This is a genomic window from Chitinophaga sp., from assembly GCF_019236475.1.
Taxonomy (GTDB): Bacteria; Bacteroidota; Bacteroidia; order Chitinophagales; family Chitinophagaceae; genus Chitinophaga.
The window spans coordinates 1,398,501-1,413,965 of sequence record NZ_JAFAIX010000012.1 but is presented as its reverse complement, the minus strand read 5'-3'; the positions used below and the strand labels follow the sequence as shown (position 1 = coordinate 1,413,965).

Annotated in this window: 15 protein-coding genes; 9 read left to right on the top strand and 6 right to left on the bottom strand. The window is 43.5% G+C overall.

The genetic code is table 11. From position 1 onward, the window contains the following. Positions 1–130 precede the first annotated feature (130 nt). Positions 131–1,924, bottom strand: a complete 1,794-nt coding sequence (locus tag JO154_RS22065) for a RagB/SusD family nutrient uptake outer membrane protein (protein ID WP_291949706.1) — start codon at positions 1,922–1,924, stop codon at positions 131–133. Positions 1,925–1,955: 31 nt separating this feature from the next. Next, entirely contained in the window at positions 1,956–5,198 is a 3,243-nt protein-coding gene (locus JO154_RS22060; RefSeq protein ID WP_291949702.1) for a TonB-dependent receptor, read from the bottom strand. 540 nt (positions 5,199–5,738) lie between these two features. Between JO154_RS22060 and JO154_RS22055 the strand changes: the two genes are divergently transcribed. The 4 genes from JO154_RS22055 to JO154_RS22040 all read left to right on the top strand — a co-directional run bounded on the left by JO154_RS22055 (position 5,739) and on the right by JO154_RS22040 (position 8,401). Continuing rightward, positions 5,739–6,128, top strand: coding sequence for a transmembrane 220 family protein (locus tag JO154_RS22055; RefSeq protein ID WP_291949699.1), 390 nt, complete (start codon positions 5,739–5,741; stop codon positions 6,126–6,128). A gap of 151 nt (positions 6,129–6,279) precedes the next feature. Next, the gene (locus JO154_RS22050) at positions 6,280–7,020 is read left to right on the top strand and encodes a FecR family protein (RefSeq protein ID WP_291949696.1); all 741 of its coding nucleotides are present in this window, start codon (positions 6,280–6,282) and stop codon (positions 7,018–7,020) included. Positions 7,021–7,030: 10 nt separating this feature from the next. Continuing rightward, positions 7,031–7,540: a DinB family protein gene (locus JO154_RS22045; protein WP_291949693.1), complete on the top strand. Its 510-nt coding sequence runs from the start codon at positions 7,031–7,033 to the stop codon at positions 7,538–7,540. A gap of 120 nt (positions 7,541–7,660) precedes the next feature. Further along, positions 7,661–8,401: a 3-oxoacyl-ACP reductase family protein gene (locus JO154_RS22040; protein WP_291949690.1), complete on the top strand. Its 741-nt coding sequence runs from the start codon at positions 7,661–7,663 to the stop codon at positions 8,399–8,401. On the opposite strand, the gene JO154_RS22035 is transcribed toward JO154_RS22040, so the two are convergent. Further along, on the bottom strand, positions 8,402–8,956 hold the full coding sequence (locus JO154_RS22035) for a DinB family protein (protein ID WP_291949685.1): 555 nt from the start codon (positions 8,954–8,956) through the stop codon (positions 8,402–8,404). It lies immediately after the preceding gene. 95 nt (positions 8,957–9,051) lie between these two features. On the opposite strand from JO154_RS22035, the gene JO154_RS22030 reads away from it, so the two are divergent. From JO154_RS22030 to JO154_RS22020, 3 genes are all read left to right on the top strand, one after another. Continuing rightward, complete coding sequence (locus JO154_RS22030; RefSeq protein WP_291949682.1) at positions 9,052–9,555, top strand: MarR family transcriptional regulator; 504 nt, start codon at positions 9,052–9,054, stop codon at positions 9,553–9,555. Between the two features lie 66 nt (positions 9,556–9,621). Next, a complete protein-coding gene (locus JO154_RS22025; RefSeq protein WP_291949679.1) occupies positions 9,622–10,062 on the top strand; it encodes a DoxX family protein in 441 nt (146 codons plus the stop codon). Between the two features lie 35 nt (positions 10,063–10,097). Further along, positions 10,098–10,685, top strand: a complete 588-nt coding sequence (locus JO154_RS22020) for a YceI family protein (protein WP_291949676.1) — start codon at positions 10,098–10,100, stop codon at positions 10,683–10,685. A 332-nt stretch (positions 10,686–11,017) separates the two neighbouring features. Here JO154_RS22020 and JO154_RS22015 read toward each other — a convergent pair whose 3' ends face one another. Together JO154_RS22015 and JO154_RS22010 are read right to left on the bottom strand one after the other, a co-directional pair. Then, on the bottom strand, positions 11,018–12,268 hold the full coding sequence (locus JO154_RS22015) for a DEAD/DEAH box helicase (RefSeq protein ID WP_291949673.1): 1,251 nt from the start codon (positions 12,266–12,268) through the stop codon (positions 11,018–11,020). Between the two features lie 30 nt (positions 12,269–12,298). Next, positions 12,299–12,823, bottom strand: a complete 525-nt coding sequence (locus tag JO154_RS22010; protein WP_291949669.1) for a YceI family protein — start codon at positions 12,821–12,823, stop codon at positions 12,299–12,301. A gap of 116 nt (positions 12,824–12,939) precedes the next feature. Between JO154_RS22010 and JO154_RS22005 the strand changes: the two genes are divergently transcribed. Next, positions 12,940–13,683: a DUF4184 family protein gene (locus JO154_RS22005; RefSeq protein WP_291949666.1), complete on the top strand. Its 744-nt coding sequence runs from the start codon at positions 12,940–12,942 to the stop codon at positions 13,681–13,683. A gap of 18 nt (positions 13,684–13,701) precedes the next feature. Here JO154_RS22005 and JO154_RS22000 read toward each other — a convergent pair whose 3' ends face one another. Then, on the bottom strand, positions 13,702–14,118 hold the full coding sequence (locus JO154_RS22000; RefSeq protein WP_291949664.1) for a helix-turn-helix domain-containing protein: 417 nt from the start codon (positions 14,116–14,118) through the stop codon (positions 13,702–13,704). Between the two features lie 98 nt (positions 14,119–14,216). Here JO154_RS22000 and JO154_RS21995 point away from each other — a divergent pair, with 98 nt between their 5' ends. Beyond that, entirely contained in the window at positions 14,217–15,461 is a 1,245-nt protein-coding gene (locus JO154_RS21995) for a serine hydrolase (RefSeq protein WP_291949661.1), read from the top strand. The last annotated feature ends 4 nt before the right edge of the window (positions 15,462–15,465 follow it).

Below are 15,465 nucleotides of genomic sequence, written 5' to 3'. Positions count from 1 at the left end.
AGAAAGGGACGACAAGCAGGAAATCAATAATGCACTTTTGATACACCGTCTCCTTTTTCATCGTTCTTGCCCGATGGGCAGGGACGACGGCAGGAAATCAATAATGCAAGTAGGAACGTTTTGCGTTTATTTAGTATCCCGAGTTTTGCGTTAGAACCGATTTTCCATTCTTAATAGAAAGATCAATCTGCCGTTGTGGTATCGGGAAATACTCATTTCGTTTAACCTTATAGATACCGCCTACAAGATCCGTCGTAATAGTGTTCTCGTATTGATAGAATTTATTCATCATATCCGCGCCTGCCTGACCCCAGCGGGCGATATCGAAATAGCGGTGACCTTCGGTGGCCAGTTCCAGTTTACGTTCGAAGTAAACGATTTTCCTGGCCTGATCTTGAGAGGCGAAATAGCTATCAGGATACCTGCTGATTTTGTACTTAGCAGCCAAATCTGTAGTGCTAAACCCTTTCAATGGAAGCGTGTCTACCACATATTTATGTAGCCATGATGCTGGATTATCAGCAATACGTCCTCTCACCTGGTTTACGTAAGCTTCCGCTCCAGCCAGATCACCAGTTTCCACCGCACATTCTGCCGCCATCAGTAATACATCCGCAAAGCGAATCAACACTACGTTGATGGCAGATCCTGGGGCCCAGGAGTTGTTGTCTCTATACAAATTCTGATTATACTGCCAGAAAATCATTTTCTTACCCGCATAAGGACCGCCACTATTCTGATCACGTACCCATTTAGCCCCAGGATGCAGGCCCCAATCGTGATAAGGAAGTCCACGACGACCTACTGTCCAGTCGAGGCGCGGGTCCAGGTAACCAGCATCTGGTGTAAAAGCAGCATCAGCAGCTACTTTCATATCATTCTTCACCACATTGCCAGGATCGTTATAGTTATCGATGTAAGGCAGGCCACTAATAGAATCAGTACGATAAGAGTTTACCAGGTCTTGTGTAGGCTGGAAGAAGCCACAGCAGCCAAAAGGACTGTTATAAGGATAGTTCAGCATATCGCCCGCATTTGCGTTTGAGATAGAACCTGTACCATCATTGGCAGTCATCTGTACAGCGAATACAGATTCAGGGCCATTCTTTTTAGAAGCATCAAAATTATCTTCAAAGTTTGGCACCAGTGCGTATTTCTTCCCATTAGAAGTTACGCCCGCATTGATAGCTCCTTGAAACAAGGTATATGCCTGTGGATATTGTTTCTCGTAGAGAAGGGTTTTAGCCAGGTAGATTTGAGCAGCCCATTTATTAGCACGACCAACTTCCGTTTGCGTTTCAGGCAATGTATTCATAGCGAAAGTGAAATCAGCCTCAATGAAAGGCCAGATGTTCACTGTATTTGGTTGCATTACATCCGTAGTCGTATCTGTAATCAATGGTACATTATTGAACATTTTCTTCAGCTCAAAATAATAGTGGCCACGGAGAAAACGACATTCTGCTTCTACCTGTTTTTTCTCATCAGCCGTCATATCTTTTGTCTGACGCAGCAGCCGCAGTGTGATATTACAACGGGTAACACCTTCATATACTGCTTTCCATTTAGCGTTGATAAAAGTATTCGTGCTGGACTCCTGTCCGATAGCAATCGTATTAATATCTGATTGGTCAGTGCTTTCAGAACCTTTATGGGCATCGCCACCGGCCACGCTTCCATACACCCAGTTCGTAGGAGACGCCATCCAACCGGAGCCGCTGCCACCAAGGGCATTATTGCCAGGAGCTTGTCCGTCCAAAGCAGCATAAGCACCGATGAGCATCACTTTTATACCTGCCTTTGTAGCCATATCATTTTCAGTCAATGCACCATACGAAGGCTTGTCCAGGAAGTTTTTTGAACAGGAAGACAGCATGGCTCCTGCCAGTAATAAAGCTATACCTGAATATTTAAATATTTTCATCTCTTTCAATTTTGCTGGTTGAATAATACTATCAGAATGTCACATTTACACCCAGGAGATATTGACGCTGACTTGGGTAAGCGCCTTCATCGATACCGAATGAAGTAGTAGTACCAGTGATTTCAGGATCTACGCCCTTGTATTTTGTAATCGTAAATACGTTAGCCGCCTGCACATATACTCTGAACTTGGTGATACCCAACTGGCGAAGAGAAGTAGATGGCAGCGTATATCCGAGTAACATGTTTTTCGCACGCAGGTAAGAACCGTTTTGTACGAAATAAGAGTTAGGCTCGCTTGCTGTGCTGGCGTATGATTTGGTTTCCTGTACCGGTAATTTGGCGTTGTGATTATCTTCTGTCCAGGAATCGTACAGGGCCGCTTTACTTTTAGCACCTGCGAAAGAACCGTAGAAGTCAGTCCACCAGCTTACCTGATTCCAGATTTTATTGCCATACACACCATAGAGGAACATACTGAAGTCGAAGTTTTTGTAGCTCAGTCCTATATTCAGACCATAGCTGAATTTAGGGATAGGAGAACCGAGGAAAGTTCTGTCTGACGCATCCACTTTACCATCGCCATTGATATCCGCATATCTGTAACGGCCGCGGGCCATATCTTTCTGGTATTGGTCCAGATCAGGATATATTTTTTTCGCTGCATCATTGGCTGCTTTCACTTCAGCATCTGAATTCCAGAAGCCGATGATTTTATAGCCATAGAATTCGCTGATAGAGTGGCCTACCATGTTACGAATGATAGGGCTACCGAAGCGGCGTTGATCAGAGTCAAAATAATCCGCACCATTGGATACCGCGAGAATCACGTTATGATAAGTAGTGAAGGTACCGGTTACATCCAGTTTCAGGCCTTTTGACAGCATGGTATTACCATTGATAGAGAGGTCCAGACCATTGTTTTTCATTTTGGCCACGTTGGAGTAAGGCACGGTAGCACCGCCGTAAACGCCCGCCAGTTCAGGATTATAGAGCAGGTCTTTCACCACTTTCTGATAATAATCTGCTGTTATTTCTAGGTGTCCTTTCAGCAATGTTGCATCGATACCGATATTGGAGTTGATATTACTTTCCCATTTAGCATTTGGGTTACCGATACGGAACTGATTGTAACCAGTATAGAGATCGCCACCTGTTAATGGATAGAAAGAAGAGGCTTTATTGAAGCTGAAAGCATTGAAAACGTTGGCTGGGTCCACGTTGATCTGGTTACCCATCACACCGTATCCACCGCGGATTTTCAGGTCGGAAATCCAGGTGAGACCTTTCATGAAGGATTCCTGCGATATACGCCAGGCGGCACTTACCGCTGGAAAGTTACCGTACCTGTTATTGGAACCGAACCTAGAGGAACCATCGCGGCGAATCAAAGCGCCGAGCAGGTATTTATCGCGGTAAGCGTAATCGACGCGTGCAAAGGTTGACCACAGACTGTTTTCACCATAGCCACTGTAGTTAGTAGGTGTACTGGTACCAGTAGAAAGATTCGTAAAGTTTGGATCGAAGATGAAATAACCGTTGGTGGTACCACCTGCGGTTCTGCTGATATCCTGGTAAGCCTCTGTACCCAGCAAGACTTTTAAGTCATGCGTGTTATGCCAGTTTTTATGAAAAGACAGTGTGTTGGTCCAGGTCCAGTCATAACCGTTGCCGGTATTATCAGCATAAGAGTTTTTAGAGTTATTCTCCGCATTTTCATATTCCGGATACGTGAAGCTGTGATTATCGAAAGAATAGATTTCACCACCAAACGTAGTTCTTAATGTGAAGAGTTTCAAGATGTCTGCTTCCGCGTAAACGTTACCGAGGAGACGATTGGCTAAAGTTTTGGTAGAGCCAAATCTATCCTGGATCGCAACAGGATTACGGGAGTTACCCAGGCCTTTAGAACCGCTACCAGCGTAGTTTCCTTTGATATCATATACTGGAATGATCGGCATCTCACGGAAAGCCATACCGATACCACTACCTTCTGTCAATGCACCTATTTGTGGATTGCTGATCACGGAATACTCCATGTTTTCTCCTACTCTGATATGATCAGTTACATTAAAGTTAGTGTTAGCGCGAACAGCATATCTTTTATTGTAGGTATTTGTAAGCGTACCTTGCTGATTGAAGTAATAGAAAGAGAAGAAATAGTTACCTATATCTCCGCCACCGGCAACAGATACGTTGTGGCTGGTAATTGGAGCAGGTTTGAATATTTCATGGAACCAATCCGTACCTGCTTTATTCGCTTTTGAAATGCGATAGAAATTACCCACCTCATTAGGGTCAGTATAAAACGGATTTACATAGTATTTGCTAGGGTCTGCAGCAGGATCGCCATTCATTACACCGGAAGGAGCGATATAATCAGGAACGACAGGCACAGGGCCGCTACCGTATTGTGCATCCGCAATAGGAATCTGTTGATCCGGCGGATTGCGGAGGTTTGTATTTTTCATAGCAGCCCAGGCCAGGTATCCCTGTTCCAGTGGCGTTGCCGTATTATAAACATTTCCGCCTTTCGGAACTTGGCGGCCATAGTAAGCATCATAAGATACTTTTACTTTGCCGGTGCCTCTTTTGGTGGTGATGATAATTACACCGTTGGCAGCGCGGGCACCATAGATAGAAGCTGCGCCAGCATCTTTCAGTACCTGCATAGTGGCCACATCGTTTGGATTGAGATCTACCAAACTTTTAATAGGTACTCCATCTACGATATACAACGGTGTATTATTACCGAATGTATTTACACCGCGCACTTGCACTTTCGGTTCCTCACCAGGCTGGCCGGAACCAAGCACGGTGATACCTGATACTTGTCCTTGCAGTTGACTGGAGATCTGAGCAGTAGGCTGTTTGGTAAGGTTATCCACTTTCACTACCGATATAGCGCCTGTCAGGTCTTTCTTTTTCTGGCTGGCATAACCGGTTACCACTACTTCTTCGAGTGAACCTACTTTTTCTGAGAGGGTGATGGATACAGGCCCGTTTCCTACAGTAGCTTCTTTAGGGTCGAAGCCTACAAATGAGGCTACCAGTACATCGCCTGGTTTTGCCTGAATAGAAAAAGTTCCGTTGGGATCTGTTGCGGTACCGCGATTGGTACCTTTTATAACAATTGTTACTCCGGGGAGGGGATTTCCCGATGCTTTATCAGTTACCTTCCCCGTGATTTTCGTTTGTGCGTACACGTTAGTACCCAGCAGCAACAGCAATAAGCCGCATAGGACGGCGAGTGCCTGGTAAAAATGTTTTTTCATAACGTGGTTTAAGGGTGACGTTTAAGAAAGATGAATAAATAGAGTACCTGTCATTTATATTTTCGTGTTATCCATCTATGGTTTGGTAGTCATAACGGGGCAATAGCTTTCCCGTACTGTACAGGTGAGTCTGCGGTACCTGTAAGCATTAGACAATAGAGTTAGATAACAGCTAGATATAACTGCGTAACAAACGGGCAGCAAGCGTTAACATAGCATACTTGCGCCAACACTAATTCAGCTCATAAAAAAAACAAGTGTGTTTTTTAATGATTAAGGAAAAACAATGAGTTAATTAAAAAAATGTGAGAAGTGTGCGCTATCGTTTCAAATTTCTTTCTAAACACCAGATTTTGGTTCTCACGTGGAATTTTATAAGTTCTTCGGAACTAAATTATAAATATATTTTAACTCAAACAAGTATCAGTTTAACATTTTTTTAAAATAATTCTTAAGCAGCCCGATTTCATTTCGCAATTGTGGTGATTTCCTGTAAAAAACGTTGTTTAAATTGTATGTTTAGTGCACAATCATTATCTCATGCGAGTTTTCAACATCATCTTTGTTGTGTTGTTCATCATTTTTGCGGGTTTGCAATACAACGACCCAGATCCTTATGTATGGATGCCTATTTATCTCTATGCTGCTGCCATGTGTTATTATGCAGCGCGTAAACAATTTTACAGGAAACTTTATCTCGTGGGGATAGCCGTGTATGCCGTTTATGCTGGTTATCTTTTTGTCGCCAAGGATGGTGTGATCGACTGGGTGACACAACATCAGGCAGAAAATATTGCGCAGACCATGAAGGCCACAAAGCCCTGGATAGAAGAAACCAGGGAGTTCTTCGGATTATTTATTTGCATTGGTGTACTTGGTATTAATTACATCTATGCCGGCAAACAGGCTAAGGCAGCCGTTGTTGGGTAATCATTAGCGCACATCACCTGGTGGGGGTATTACAGATTTAACAGGATGCTAACAAACTTCCTTCAACTCCAGTTGGAAAGGTTGCTGGCAATTTGTACTTTTCATAAGGCAATAATAGCATTGCCTGGTACCGAACCTGTAAATACTGTGTATGAGACCACACCCTAAACAAGCCGCAACACCGGCAGTGTGGATAACGATTATATGCATACTGGCCGTTGTGGGCGCCATCGGGTGGTGGGCGCAAAAGCCAGGAGCAATCATAGCGCCAACTGCTGTCCCTGTTGAAAAGAAAATACAACTTACGCTCGCCAACGGTGAAGTAGTGGATATATCCGGTAATCACCAGATTCTCCAATCACCCGACGCCACCATTTATATTTCTGCCAAAGGCATTACTTATTCGCCAAAAGGAGCGGGAGTTACCTCCTGGAACACTTTACAGGTTCCAGAAAGGAAGATGTATACGCTTGTATTGGCGGATGGGACAAAAGTTTTGATGAACGGTAAAACCACCATCCGCTTTAAATTCGTAAATGCAGGACGTAGTAAACAGCTTTTCATAGATGGGGAAGCCTATTTCAGGCTGGTACCTGGGGATACCACGTTACTCACCGTACATACGCCAGTAACGGATATTACCGCTAGTGGAGCAGATTTCCTTATCAACTCCTATGATCGGGAGCATGTCAGAACGATACTCGTAAGGGGCTCAGTAACAGTAACGGACCAACGAACTACTGTTACATTGAAGCCAGGCACAGAGGCCGTTTACAATGTTGATAATGATTTTAGTGTAAAAACGGTTAACCTACCCGAAGTGATGAGCTGGACAAAAAAAATACAAGCTAACAACGAGCTTAGTCAGCAAATAAGTAATTTCAATCCATGAATTTTCTATTATGAAGAAAGCAGCGATTTTTCCTACCCCTACCTATTTTGACCGCTATATCAATCAGGTTCCGGATTTGGAATTAGAAGATGCCTTTGCCTTGGCTTACAAAGATCTGGAGAATTTTGATGTAGCCAGATATGAACCAAGGGGCGATTGGACCTATGCTCCCGGTAAATGGACCATCAAGGATGTTTTCCTGCATATGATCGATACGGAAAGAGTATTTGTATACAGAGCCATGTCATTCGCACGTAATGACAAAGGGCCTCTCGCCGGATTCGACCAAGACAAGTTTGTTGCCAATGGACTCTCAAAAATACGTACCCTGGAGAGTTTGGTAGAGGAAATGAAGTATACCCGCAAAGCCACAGAAGCCATGTTCAATGGATTTTCAGAAGCCGTACTGTTGCGTACTGGCATCTCCTGGAAATATGAAATCAGTGTGATTGCCATGGGCTTCACCATCATCGGACACCAGATACACCATATGCAGATATTGAAAGAAAGATATCTGTAATGATTCCTGGAAACCACTGCCCTGCTCAATTCTAACATTCTGGTTAGTAATTAACAATTGTTGCCGTTCTTCTTTCGGAGTACGGGAGCTACTAGTTTTGTCCTGTCAAAATCAAATTTTATGAAACGACTGGAAAATAAAGTAGCATTAGTAACAGGTGGTAGCCGAGGAATGGGCGCCGCGATTGTAGAAAGATTGGCCGAAGAGGGAGCCGATGTGGTATTCACTTATTCTAAAAGTAAAGAACGAGCGGACGAAGTAATTGCCCGCGTGGTTCGTCATGGTAGGAAGGCGCTGGCATTGCAAGCGGATAATGCAGTAGTGGAAGATATTTTGCAGGCAGTGGAAACCACTGTGCAACAATTTGGCCGCATAGACATCCTGGTGAATAATGCCGGTATGTACCAATATAAAATGTTGGAAGATTACACCTTGGAAGATTATGACCTGATGATGGCCGTTAACACCAAAGCTGTGTTTGTAGCGTCTCAGGCAGCAGCCAAGCATATGCAGGCTGGTGGTAGAATTATAACCATAGGTAGTAATATGGCCGACCGAGTAGTGTCGCCTGGCGGCACCTTGTACTCCATGAGTAAGTCTGCGCTGATAGGCCTCAATAAAGGACTGGCGAGGGACCTGGGAAGTAAAGGTATTACCGCCAATCTGGTACAACCCGGACCAATTGATACTGAAATGAATCCTGCTGATAGCTCCCACGCACCTACCATAGCCTCTTACACAGCATTGGGGCGCTATGGCAAAACCACGGAGATCGCGTCTCTCGTATCCTTTCTTGCAGGACCAGAAAGTAGTTTCATTACCGGTACGGCACAGACCATCGACGCAGGATACAACAGTTAATTATTTATTTCTGCCCAGCAGCATATAGTACATATAGTCTGTATTGGGTGCATCTGTGAAACCTAACTGGCGGCCAATGGTTACCACTTGTCCCCGATGATAAACGCTATGCATAGTTACCTGCTGCAGCATTTGGAAGCGGGGAATCAGGTAATCGCCCGTAAAAGGGATGGCCACCAGGCAGGTTTCATTTAATCCTTCTTCCGTCATTTGTTCAATGTAGTTCACCATTTCGCGGGAATGTGCCAGGAGGCCTTCCATTACCTCCGTTACAGTGGCGGAGGCAGCAGGAATATCGCGGGCTGCTGATGCCGGTCCATTCTTCATATTAATCAGCCACCAATCCTGGCAATCCCAAATATGTAATAATGTAGCCTTTATGCCTGCATAACTGGAGGCCACTTCTTTTTCCATTAATTCCTCCGGTTTTGTACGCAGGAAATTGATGATTTGGGTATTCGCCCAAAGATTATAATTCACTTGTTCCTGCATAATACCTACAAGAACATGGTTTACGACAGTGTTTGTAAAGAGGGAAGAAGCGGCATGTAACATATTGATTTTGTTTTGTTAATACAAAGTAATAACCGGTAGATGACAACCTTATGTCAGTAGGTTGGCAGAAATTTTTGAATTATTTTTTTGGAGAGATGAAAAATACATTTACCTTTGTTGTCTATACAACAATTGTATTTGTATTTATGAAACTGGAAGATGAATTGAAGCAATCGAAATTTAAGGACGAGTTTCAGCGCGTGATGCTGAATATCGTATTTACGTCCGGTTGGGTGGAGGTGAGCATATTGCATGCACTGAAGAAGTATGATATATCTTCTCAACAATACAATGTGTTGCGCATTTTGCGTGGAAGCAAGCCGAATCCATTGAATCTTTCTGATATCCAGGAGCGGATGATGGATAAGATGAGTAATGCTACTCGCCTTGTGGAAAAGCTGCGCCAGAAAGGGCTGCTGACCCGCGTGCAATGTGAACAGAACCGTAGAAAGGTGGAAATCGAAATAACGGAAAAAGGCATTCAACTATTGGCTGAACTGGATCCAATTATGGAGAAAAACAATAAAGCAATCACCCGTCACTTGACTTCGGAAGAAGCCCATCAGCTCAATATATTGCTGGATAAGCTCAGAGGTTAAAAATTTTTTACCATAACACTTGTATATACAATAATAGTATAGACCACTTACCTAAAAATCTACAAAATGCTTAAAAGATTATTATTTCAAACAGACAACAACATTGTATCCTTTATTATAAGAGTAGTCGTAGCCTTAGTGATGTTTCCACACGGTGCACAGAAATTATTAGGCTGGTTCGGCGGTTACGGATTCAGTGGCACAATGGATTTCTTTACAAAAGGCGGTACGCCTGCTATCCTGGCCTTCCTAGTGATTATCACAGAGTCAATTGGTTCATTATTGATATTATTTGGATTCACTACCCGTATTTGGGCAGGACTACTGACAGTCATTATGATTGTTGCGATGAACATACATAAAGCTAATGGCTTCTTCATGAACTGGTATGGAAAACAGGCTGGTGAAGGATTTGAGTACCATCTGCTGGTACTGGCTATTACGGTATCATTATTAATTGCTGGTGCAGGCCGTTGGTCTGTGGATCGCGCTATCTCTAAAAAATAATCAGTACACACATTTTTAAGAATAAATAAAATTACATGAAAAAGGTTCTCTTATTCACCGCATCTTTACTGCTCGCTGGTGTTACTTCTTTTGCACAGGTTAAATGGGCTGCAGATCCTGCACACACTACTATCGGATTTAGTGTAAACCATCTTGGTATCAACTTCGTACAAGGTAAATTCGACAAATTCACAGGTACTGTAGAAACTGCTGACAGCACCAATTTCCAGAATGCAAAAGTGGATTTCACTGCTGATGTAAACAGCATCAACACAGGCATTGCGCAGCGCGATGGTCACCTGAAAACTGATGATTTCTTCAATGCAGGTGAATATCCAACCATTACTGTAAAAAGTATCTCTTTTAAGAAATTACTTGGTAACAAATATGTGATGATTGCTGATGTAACTATCCGCAACACTACAAAACGTGTAACCTTTGACGTTAGCTTCAACGGTGTAATTAAAGATCCTTGGGGTTTAAGAAGAGCTGGTTTTACAGGTAAAGCTACTATCAATAGATTTGACTTTGGTTTGAAATATGCAGACAAATTGCCAAGTGGTACTTATGCAGTAGGGGCTAATGTAGATATTCTGGTAAATGCAGAAGTAGTTAAACAATAAGCTATTGCTTTTTCATACGTAAAAAAGAGTTGTATCAATAAAAAAAATGGATTGACGTCTGCGACGTCAATCCATTTTTTTTATATTTTTTTTCGTCCCTGCCCGCTGGGCAGGGACGACAGGAAGAAGCATTTTTCCTTACAACCTAATTTTTATTTTTTCGTCGCCTGTACACTGGCTAGGGACAATAGGTAGAAGCGTTTTGCCTACAACCTTTTTTTTCGTCGCCTGTACGCTGGCCAGCGACAATAGGTAGAAGCGTTTTGCCTACAACCTGTTTTTTTACGTCTCTTGCCCGATGGGCAGGGACGACAGTTGATTTATTTATATGCTTATTTTTTCTTTTTCTTCTTCTTTTTCTGCTCTTCCATTTCCTTGTTATGCTGATCCAGCAAGAGTTGCCAGTTATCATTCGGGATATCTTCGGAGAAGCTGATTGTTTCGCGATAATCGTCTTTATTGATTTTCATCTCGGTAATATCCTTTCCTATAAATTGCTGGATTTCTGCGAGCAATGGTTTTTCTTCCTCACTGCAGAAGGCTACGGCCTTTCCTTTCTGTACACCACGGCCGGTTCTACCTACACGGTGGACGTAGTTTTCAGGAACATCCGGCAGATCATAGTTCACTACATAATCTACGTTCGGGATATCGATACCACGTGCGTTTACATCTGTAGTCACCAGTACTTTTACCTTCCCGGTTTTAAATTCTTCCATGACGGATAATCTATCGTCTTGCTCTTTACCGCCATGCATGGCCAGGGCTTCGATGCCCACTCTTGCCATAGCCGCCACTACGCGTTCTGCACGCACTTTCGTACGAACAAATACCAAGATTTTGCTTTCTGCGAATTCCTTTACCAGTCTTTCCAGGAAGAAACGTTTGTCATCCATTTCTACGTAGGCAACGGAGTGCGTCACATTTTTGGAAACCGGGTCTTGTGGAGAAATCTGGATACGGATAGGATTATTCACTACGGAATAGGCCAGGTCCTTGATATCTTTATCGAGGGTAGCGGAGAAGAATAATGTTTGGTGATTGCGGGGGATATGTTTGATCACATCACGGATATCCCGGATGAAACCCAGATCCAGCATATGATCGGCTTCATCAAGGATGAGGGTTTGAACGCTACGGAGATCAATATGGCCCTGGTTGAGCTGATCGAACATTCGACCAGGGGTGGCAATGAGGACATCCACGCCTTTTTCCAGGAATTTGATTTGGGGATCTTGATCCATTCCCCCTACCAGGGCGAGGATACGCAGGTCTGTGTATTGTGCTATTTTCTGAAATACTTCGGCGATCTGGATAGCCAGTTCCCGGGTAGGCACCATTACCAGGCATTTCACCTCGTAACGGCGTTTGTCGTATTTATGGTCCTGCTGTTGCAGGCGATGCAAGACAGGAATGGCAAAAGCGGCTGTTTTGCCGGTTCCTGTCTGAGCGATAGCCATTACATCATCCCCTTTAAGGATGGATGGTATGGCCTTAAATTGTATATCTGTAGGGCGTTTGAATCCCAATTCTGCTAAGCTTTCCTTTATTTCGGACGAAATATTGTACTGTTCAAATTTCATTCGCCAAAGATAAGGAGAAGGCAGCGCATTCTACGCCTTTACCAACTGTACTTCCATGTTCAGTTTTACCTCATCACTGAGAACGATACCACCAGCTTCAGTAGTAGCATTCCAACGAAGGCCATAATCAGCACGGTGCAGGCGTCCTTTCAGGGCAAATCCTGCTTTAGTTTGACCCCAAGGATCTGTGGTTACGCCAAAGTGTTCTACTTCCAGTTCAATTGGGTGGGTTTGATCCTTAATGGTCAGCTCACCTTGCAGTTTGTATTGGTCGCCGTCTATTTTTTTCACTTTTTTAGACACGAAGCTGATTTTAGGAAACTGCGTAGCATCGAAGAACTCTCCATTTCTTAAGTGTTCGTCACGTTGTTTATTGGCGGTATCGATACTGTTTGCTTCTGCTTCGAAAGTAATAGTAGCGTCGTGAAAATCCTCGCTTTCTGTCTTAACTTCGCCTGTGAAGCGGGTAAAATATCCGCTAACGTTTGTAATCATCAGGTGCTTAACTTTAAAGCCTATTTCACTGTGTGCGTCATCAATTTTCCAGGTAGTCATGATTTCTTCGTTTTAAAATGATTCCATAAAATTAGGTGTTATAACCTAGAAATAATTGGATAAATTGCTGGAATTGATGGACGATTTTTACAATCGCAATTTTTAATATACGATCAATGCCGTTTACGATATCACATGCCGCCGTTGCCTCGCCTTTTTACCGGACTGACCGCCGGTCCTTATCCCTTAGCGGCCTGATTATTGGCAGTATGGTACCGGATTTCCTGTATTTTTTCCGGCTTAATCCCTATGCGGATGATGGCCATCATTTACTTGGTATATTCCTGTATGATATCCCCCTGGCGCTCTTATTGGCTTATGCCTGGCATCACTGGTGGAGATATCCGGTAATGAAGTATGCGCCGCCCTTTGCAGCAGCACGGCTCCAACGCTATCAGTATTTCAACTGGCATCGATATTTCACTCGACATTATAAGGTAGTCCTCAAATCAGTGCTGTTGGGTATTGCCACACATTTGTTGTTGGATGCATTTACTCATCAGGCAGGCTTTTTTGTAATGCTTAGCCCTTCCTTACAGGGTAATTGGGGCAAGATGCCAGCCTGGTATTGGATGCAGATTCTCACTTCCGTTGCCGGATTGATTATTCTGTTTTATTACTTTTTTAAAATACCGATAAAAAGAAAACGTAAGCAGACCGCTACTTCCCGTTCCACTTTAATTTTCTGGGGAGGGACCGCTTTAATTTCCTTCCTAATACTGCTGGTAAATGAGCATTACCATTACATTGCCTGCAAAGGATTGGATTATTTAGCCACCATACTGGGTGGGGTTATGTATGGGTTTATAGTGATGGCGGCATTGATGCGCATAAAAACACACCCTCCAGTTAAGAAGTAATATTCAGTACCATTGTTATCATGATGCCAGCGGTTGCTTATAAGCAATCGTCATATCTAACGGTGCCGGCTCTACGCCATTCATGATATTTTGGTGTCTGCGGCCCCAGGCACGGAGGAAATCCCATACTGGCTGTAATTCCATCGCACTGCTGGTGAGGGTATACTCCACTCTTACCGGCACTTCCGGATATACGTTACGGATAAGGAGTCCATCTTCTTCCATTTCCCGGAGATGCAGTGTCAGCATACGGTCAGACACATCTCCTATTTTCTCTTTTAGTACGCTAAAACGCAGTGGTCCTGTTTTTAGATGGTAGAACACTGCGAGTTTCCATCTGGCACCAATCATATCCATGGCATATGTTTCCGTACAGGTAGCCATGATCTTTTCCTTATTGATATTGTTGGTGGAGTTTTTCTTTATTCTTGCCATACTTACACTATTGTTAGTTCCTCACAATCCGCTGCAGTATTGGATTTGCGGGTTATTGGGTTTTATCTTTGCAATACAAATTTAAAAAACAATACGCAATGAAAACGATAATTACTAGCCTGCTCCTTGCAGGTGCCAGTTATACCGCTACAGCACAGGTTAATCCGGATGCTGTCATTAATATGGCTACAAAGATAGACCAATTTGTTGCCAGAAAAATGTCATCCGGTGAGATTACTGGTACCACCATTTTAGTGTTGAAAGATGGTCAACCAATTTATAATAAATCTTTCGGTTATGCAGACGTGGCCACTAGAAAACCTATGCGTAATGATAATATCTACCGTATAGCATCCTTTACCAAAGCGGTTACGAGTGTGGCAGCCCTGATGCTGTTGGAAGAGGGACGTTTCCGGTTGGACGAACCCGTGTCTAAATACATACCTGCATTTGCCAAAACAACTGTACTAAATACGTTTAATGAAGCGGATAGCAGCTATACGACCAAGCCCCTCGCTCGTCCTATTACTATTCGTGATATTATGACGCATACTTCCGGGATTGAATACGGCGCCATTTCTAATGACCCGCGCATCCAGGCGATTTTTGCCAAAGCCGGACTCACGGTGGGTATAGGTACACACGGTAGTTTGAAAGCGTTCATTGACAAAGTGGCTGCCGCTCCATTGGCACATCAACCTGGGGAAACGTTCACCTATGGCCTGAACGTGGATGTATTAGGATACTTAGTGGAAATCTGGAGCGGGCAATCATTGGAGCAATTCTTTCAAGAACGTATATTCAAACCGTTAGGTATGAAAGATACTTATTTCCATCTGCCAAAAGCTAAAGCTGACCGCCTGGTTACGCTTCAGGAAAAAGGGGGTCATGGACTGCAAAAAATCACGCACCCGATTTTTGAATCCACCGATCCTATGTACCCACTTGACGAGGCTACATTTTTCTCTGGTGGCGGCGGACTCTCCTCTACTGCGGCAGATTATGCCCGCTTCCTGCTGATGTTACAAGAAGGCGGTACTGCAAATGGACATCATTTCTTGAGCCCTGCTACGATTGCATTATTCACCAGCAATCAGTTAATGGGTAATGCCAATAACGATGCCTTTCAATTCGGTTTAGGCGTGGCCGTTATTAGTCCACGTAATAAACATATGCTGCCTATTAGTGTAGGATCATTCTATTGGTGTGGTGCTTTCAACACGCATTATTGGGTAGATCCAGCCCAAAAGATCATCGGTATTTTGCTGACACAGGAGCATCTGCCGGAAGATTTCTTCGGACTGGGACAAAATCTGCAGCATATGGTTTACGGTGCGCTTTAACTTA

Bases quoted from the DNA above. Each gene is read 5' to 3' on its own strand.
- JO154_RS22065 (WP_291949706.1), bottom strand. From the start codon at position 1,924: ATGAAAATATTTAAATATTCAGGTATAGCTTTATTACTGGCAGGAGCC.
- JO154_RS22060 (WP_291949702.1), bottom strand. From the start codon at position 5,198: ATGAAAAAACATTTTTACCAGGCACTCGCCGTCCTATGCGGCTTATTG.
- JO154_RS22055 (WP_291949699.1), top strand. From the start codon at position 5,739: ATGCGAGTTTTCAACATCATCTTTGTTGTGTTGTTCATCATTTTTGCG.
- JO154_RS22050 (WP_291949696.1), top strand. From the start codon at position 6,280: ATGAGACCACACCCTAAACAAGCCGCAACACCGGCAGTGTGGATAACG.
- JO154_RS22045 (WP_291949693.1), top strand. From the start codon at position 7,031: ATGAAGAAAGCAGCGATTTTTCCTACCCCTACCTATTTTGACCGCTAT.
- JO154_RS22040 (WP_291949690.1), top strand. From the start codon at position 7,661: ATGAAACGACTGGAAAATAAAGTAGCATTAGTAACAGGTGGTAGCCGA.
- JO154_RS22035 (WP_291949685.1), bottom strand. From the start codon at position 8,956: ATGTTACATGCCGCTTCTTCCCTCTTTACAAACACTGTCGTAAACCAT.
- JO154_RS22030 (WP_291949682.1), top strand. From the start codon at position 9,052: ATGAAAAATACATTTACCTTTGTTGTCTATACAACAATTGTATTTGTA.
- JO154_RS22025 (WP_291949679.1), top strand. From the start codon at position 9,622: ATGCTTAAAAGATTATTATTTCAAACAGACAACAACATTGTATCCTTT.
- JO154_RS22020 (WP_291949676.1), top strand. From the start codon at position 10,098: ATGAAAAAGGTTCTCTTATTCACCGCATCTTTACTGCTCGCTGGTGTT.
- JO154_RS22015 (WP_291949673.1), bottom strand. From the start codon at position 12,268: ATGAAATTTGAACAGTACAATATTTCGTCCGAAATAAAGGAAAGCTTA.
- JO154_RS22010 (WP_291949669.1), bottom strand. From the start codon at position 12,823: ATGACTACCTGGAAAATTGATGACGCACACAGTGAAATAGGCTTTAAA.
- JO154_RS22005 (WP_291949666.1), top strand. From the start codon at position 12,940: ATGCCGTTTACGATATCACATGCCGCCGTTGCCTCGCCTTTTTACCGG.
- JO154_RS22000 (WP_291949664.1), bottom strand. From the start codon at position 14,118: ATGGCAAGAATAAAGAAAAACTCCACCAACAATATCAATAAGGAAAAG.
- JO154_RS21995 (WP_291949661.1), top strand. From the start codon at position 14,217: ATGAAAACGATAATTACTAGCCTGCTCCTTGCAGGTGCCAGTTATACC.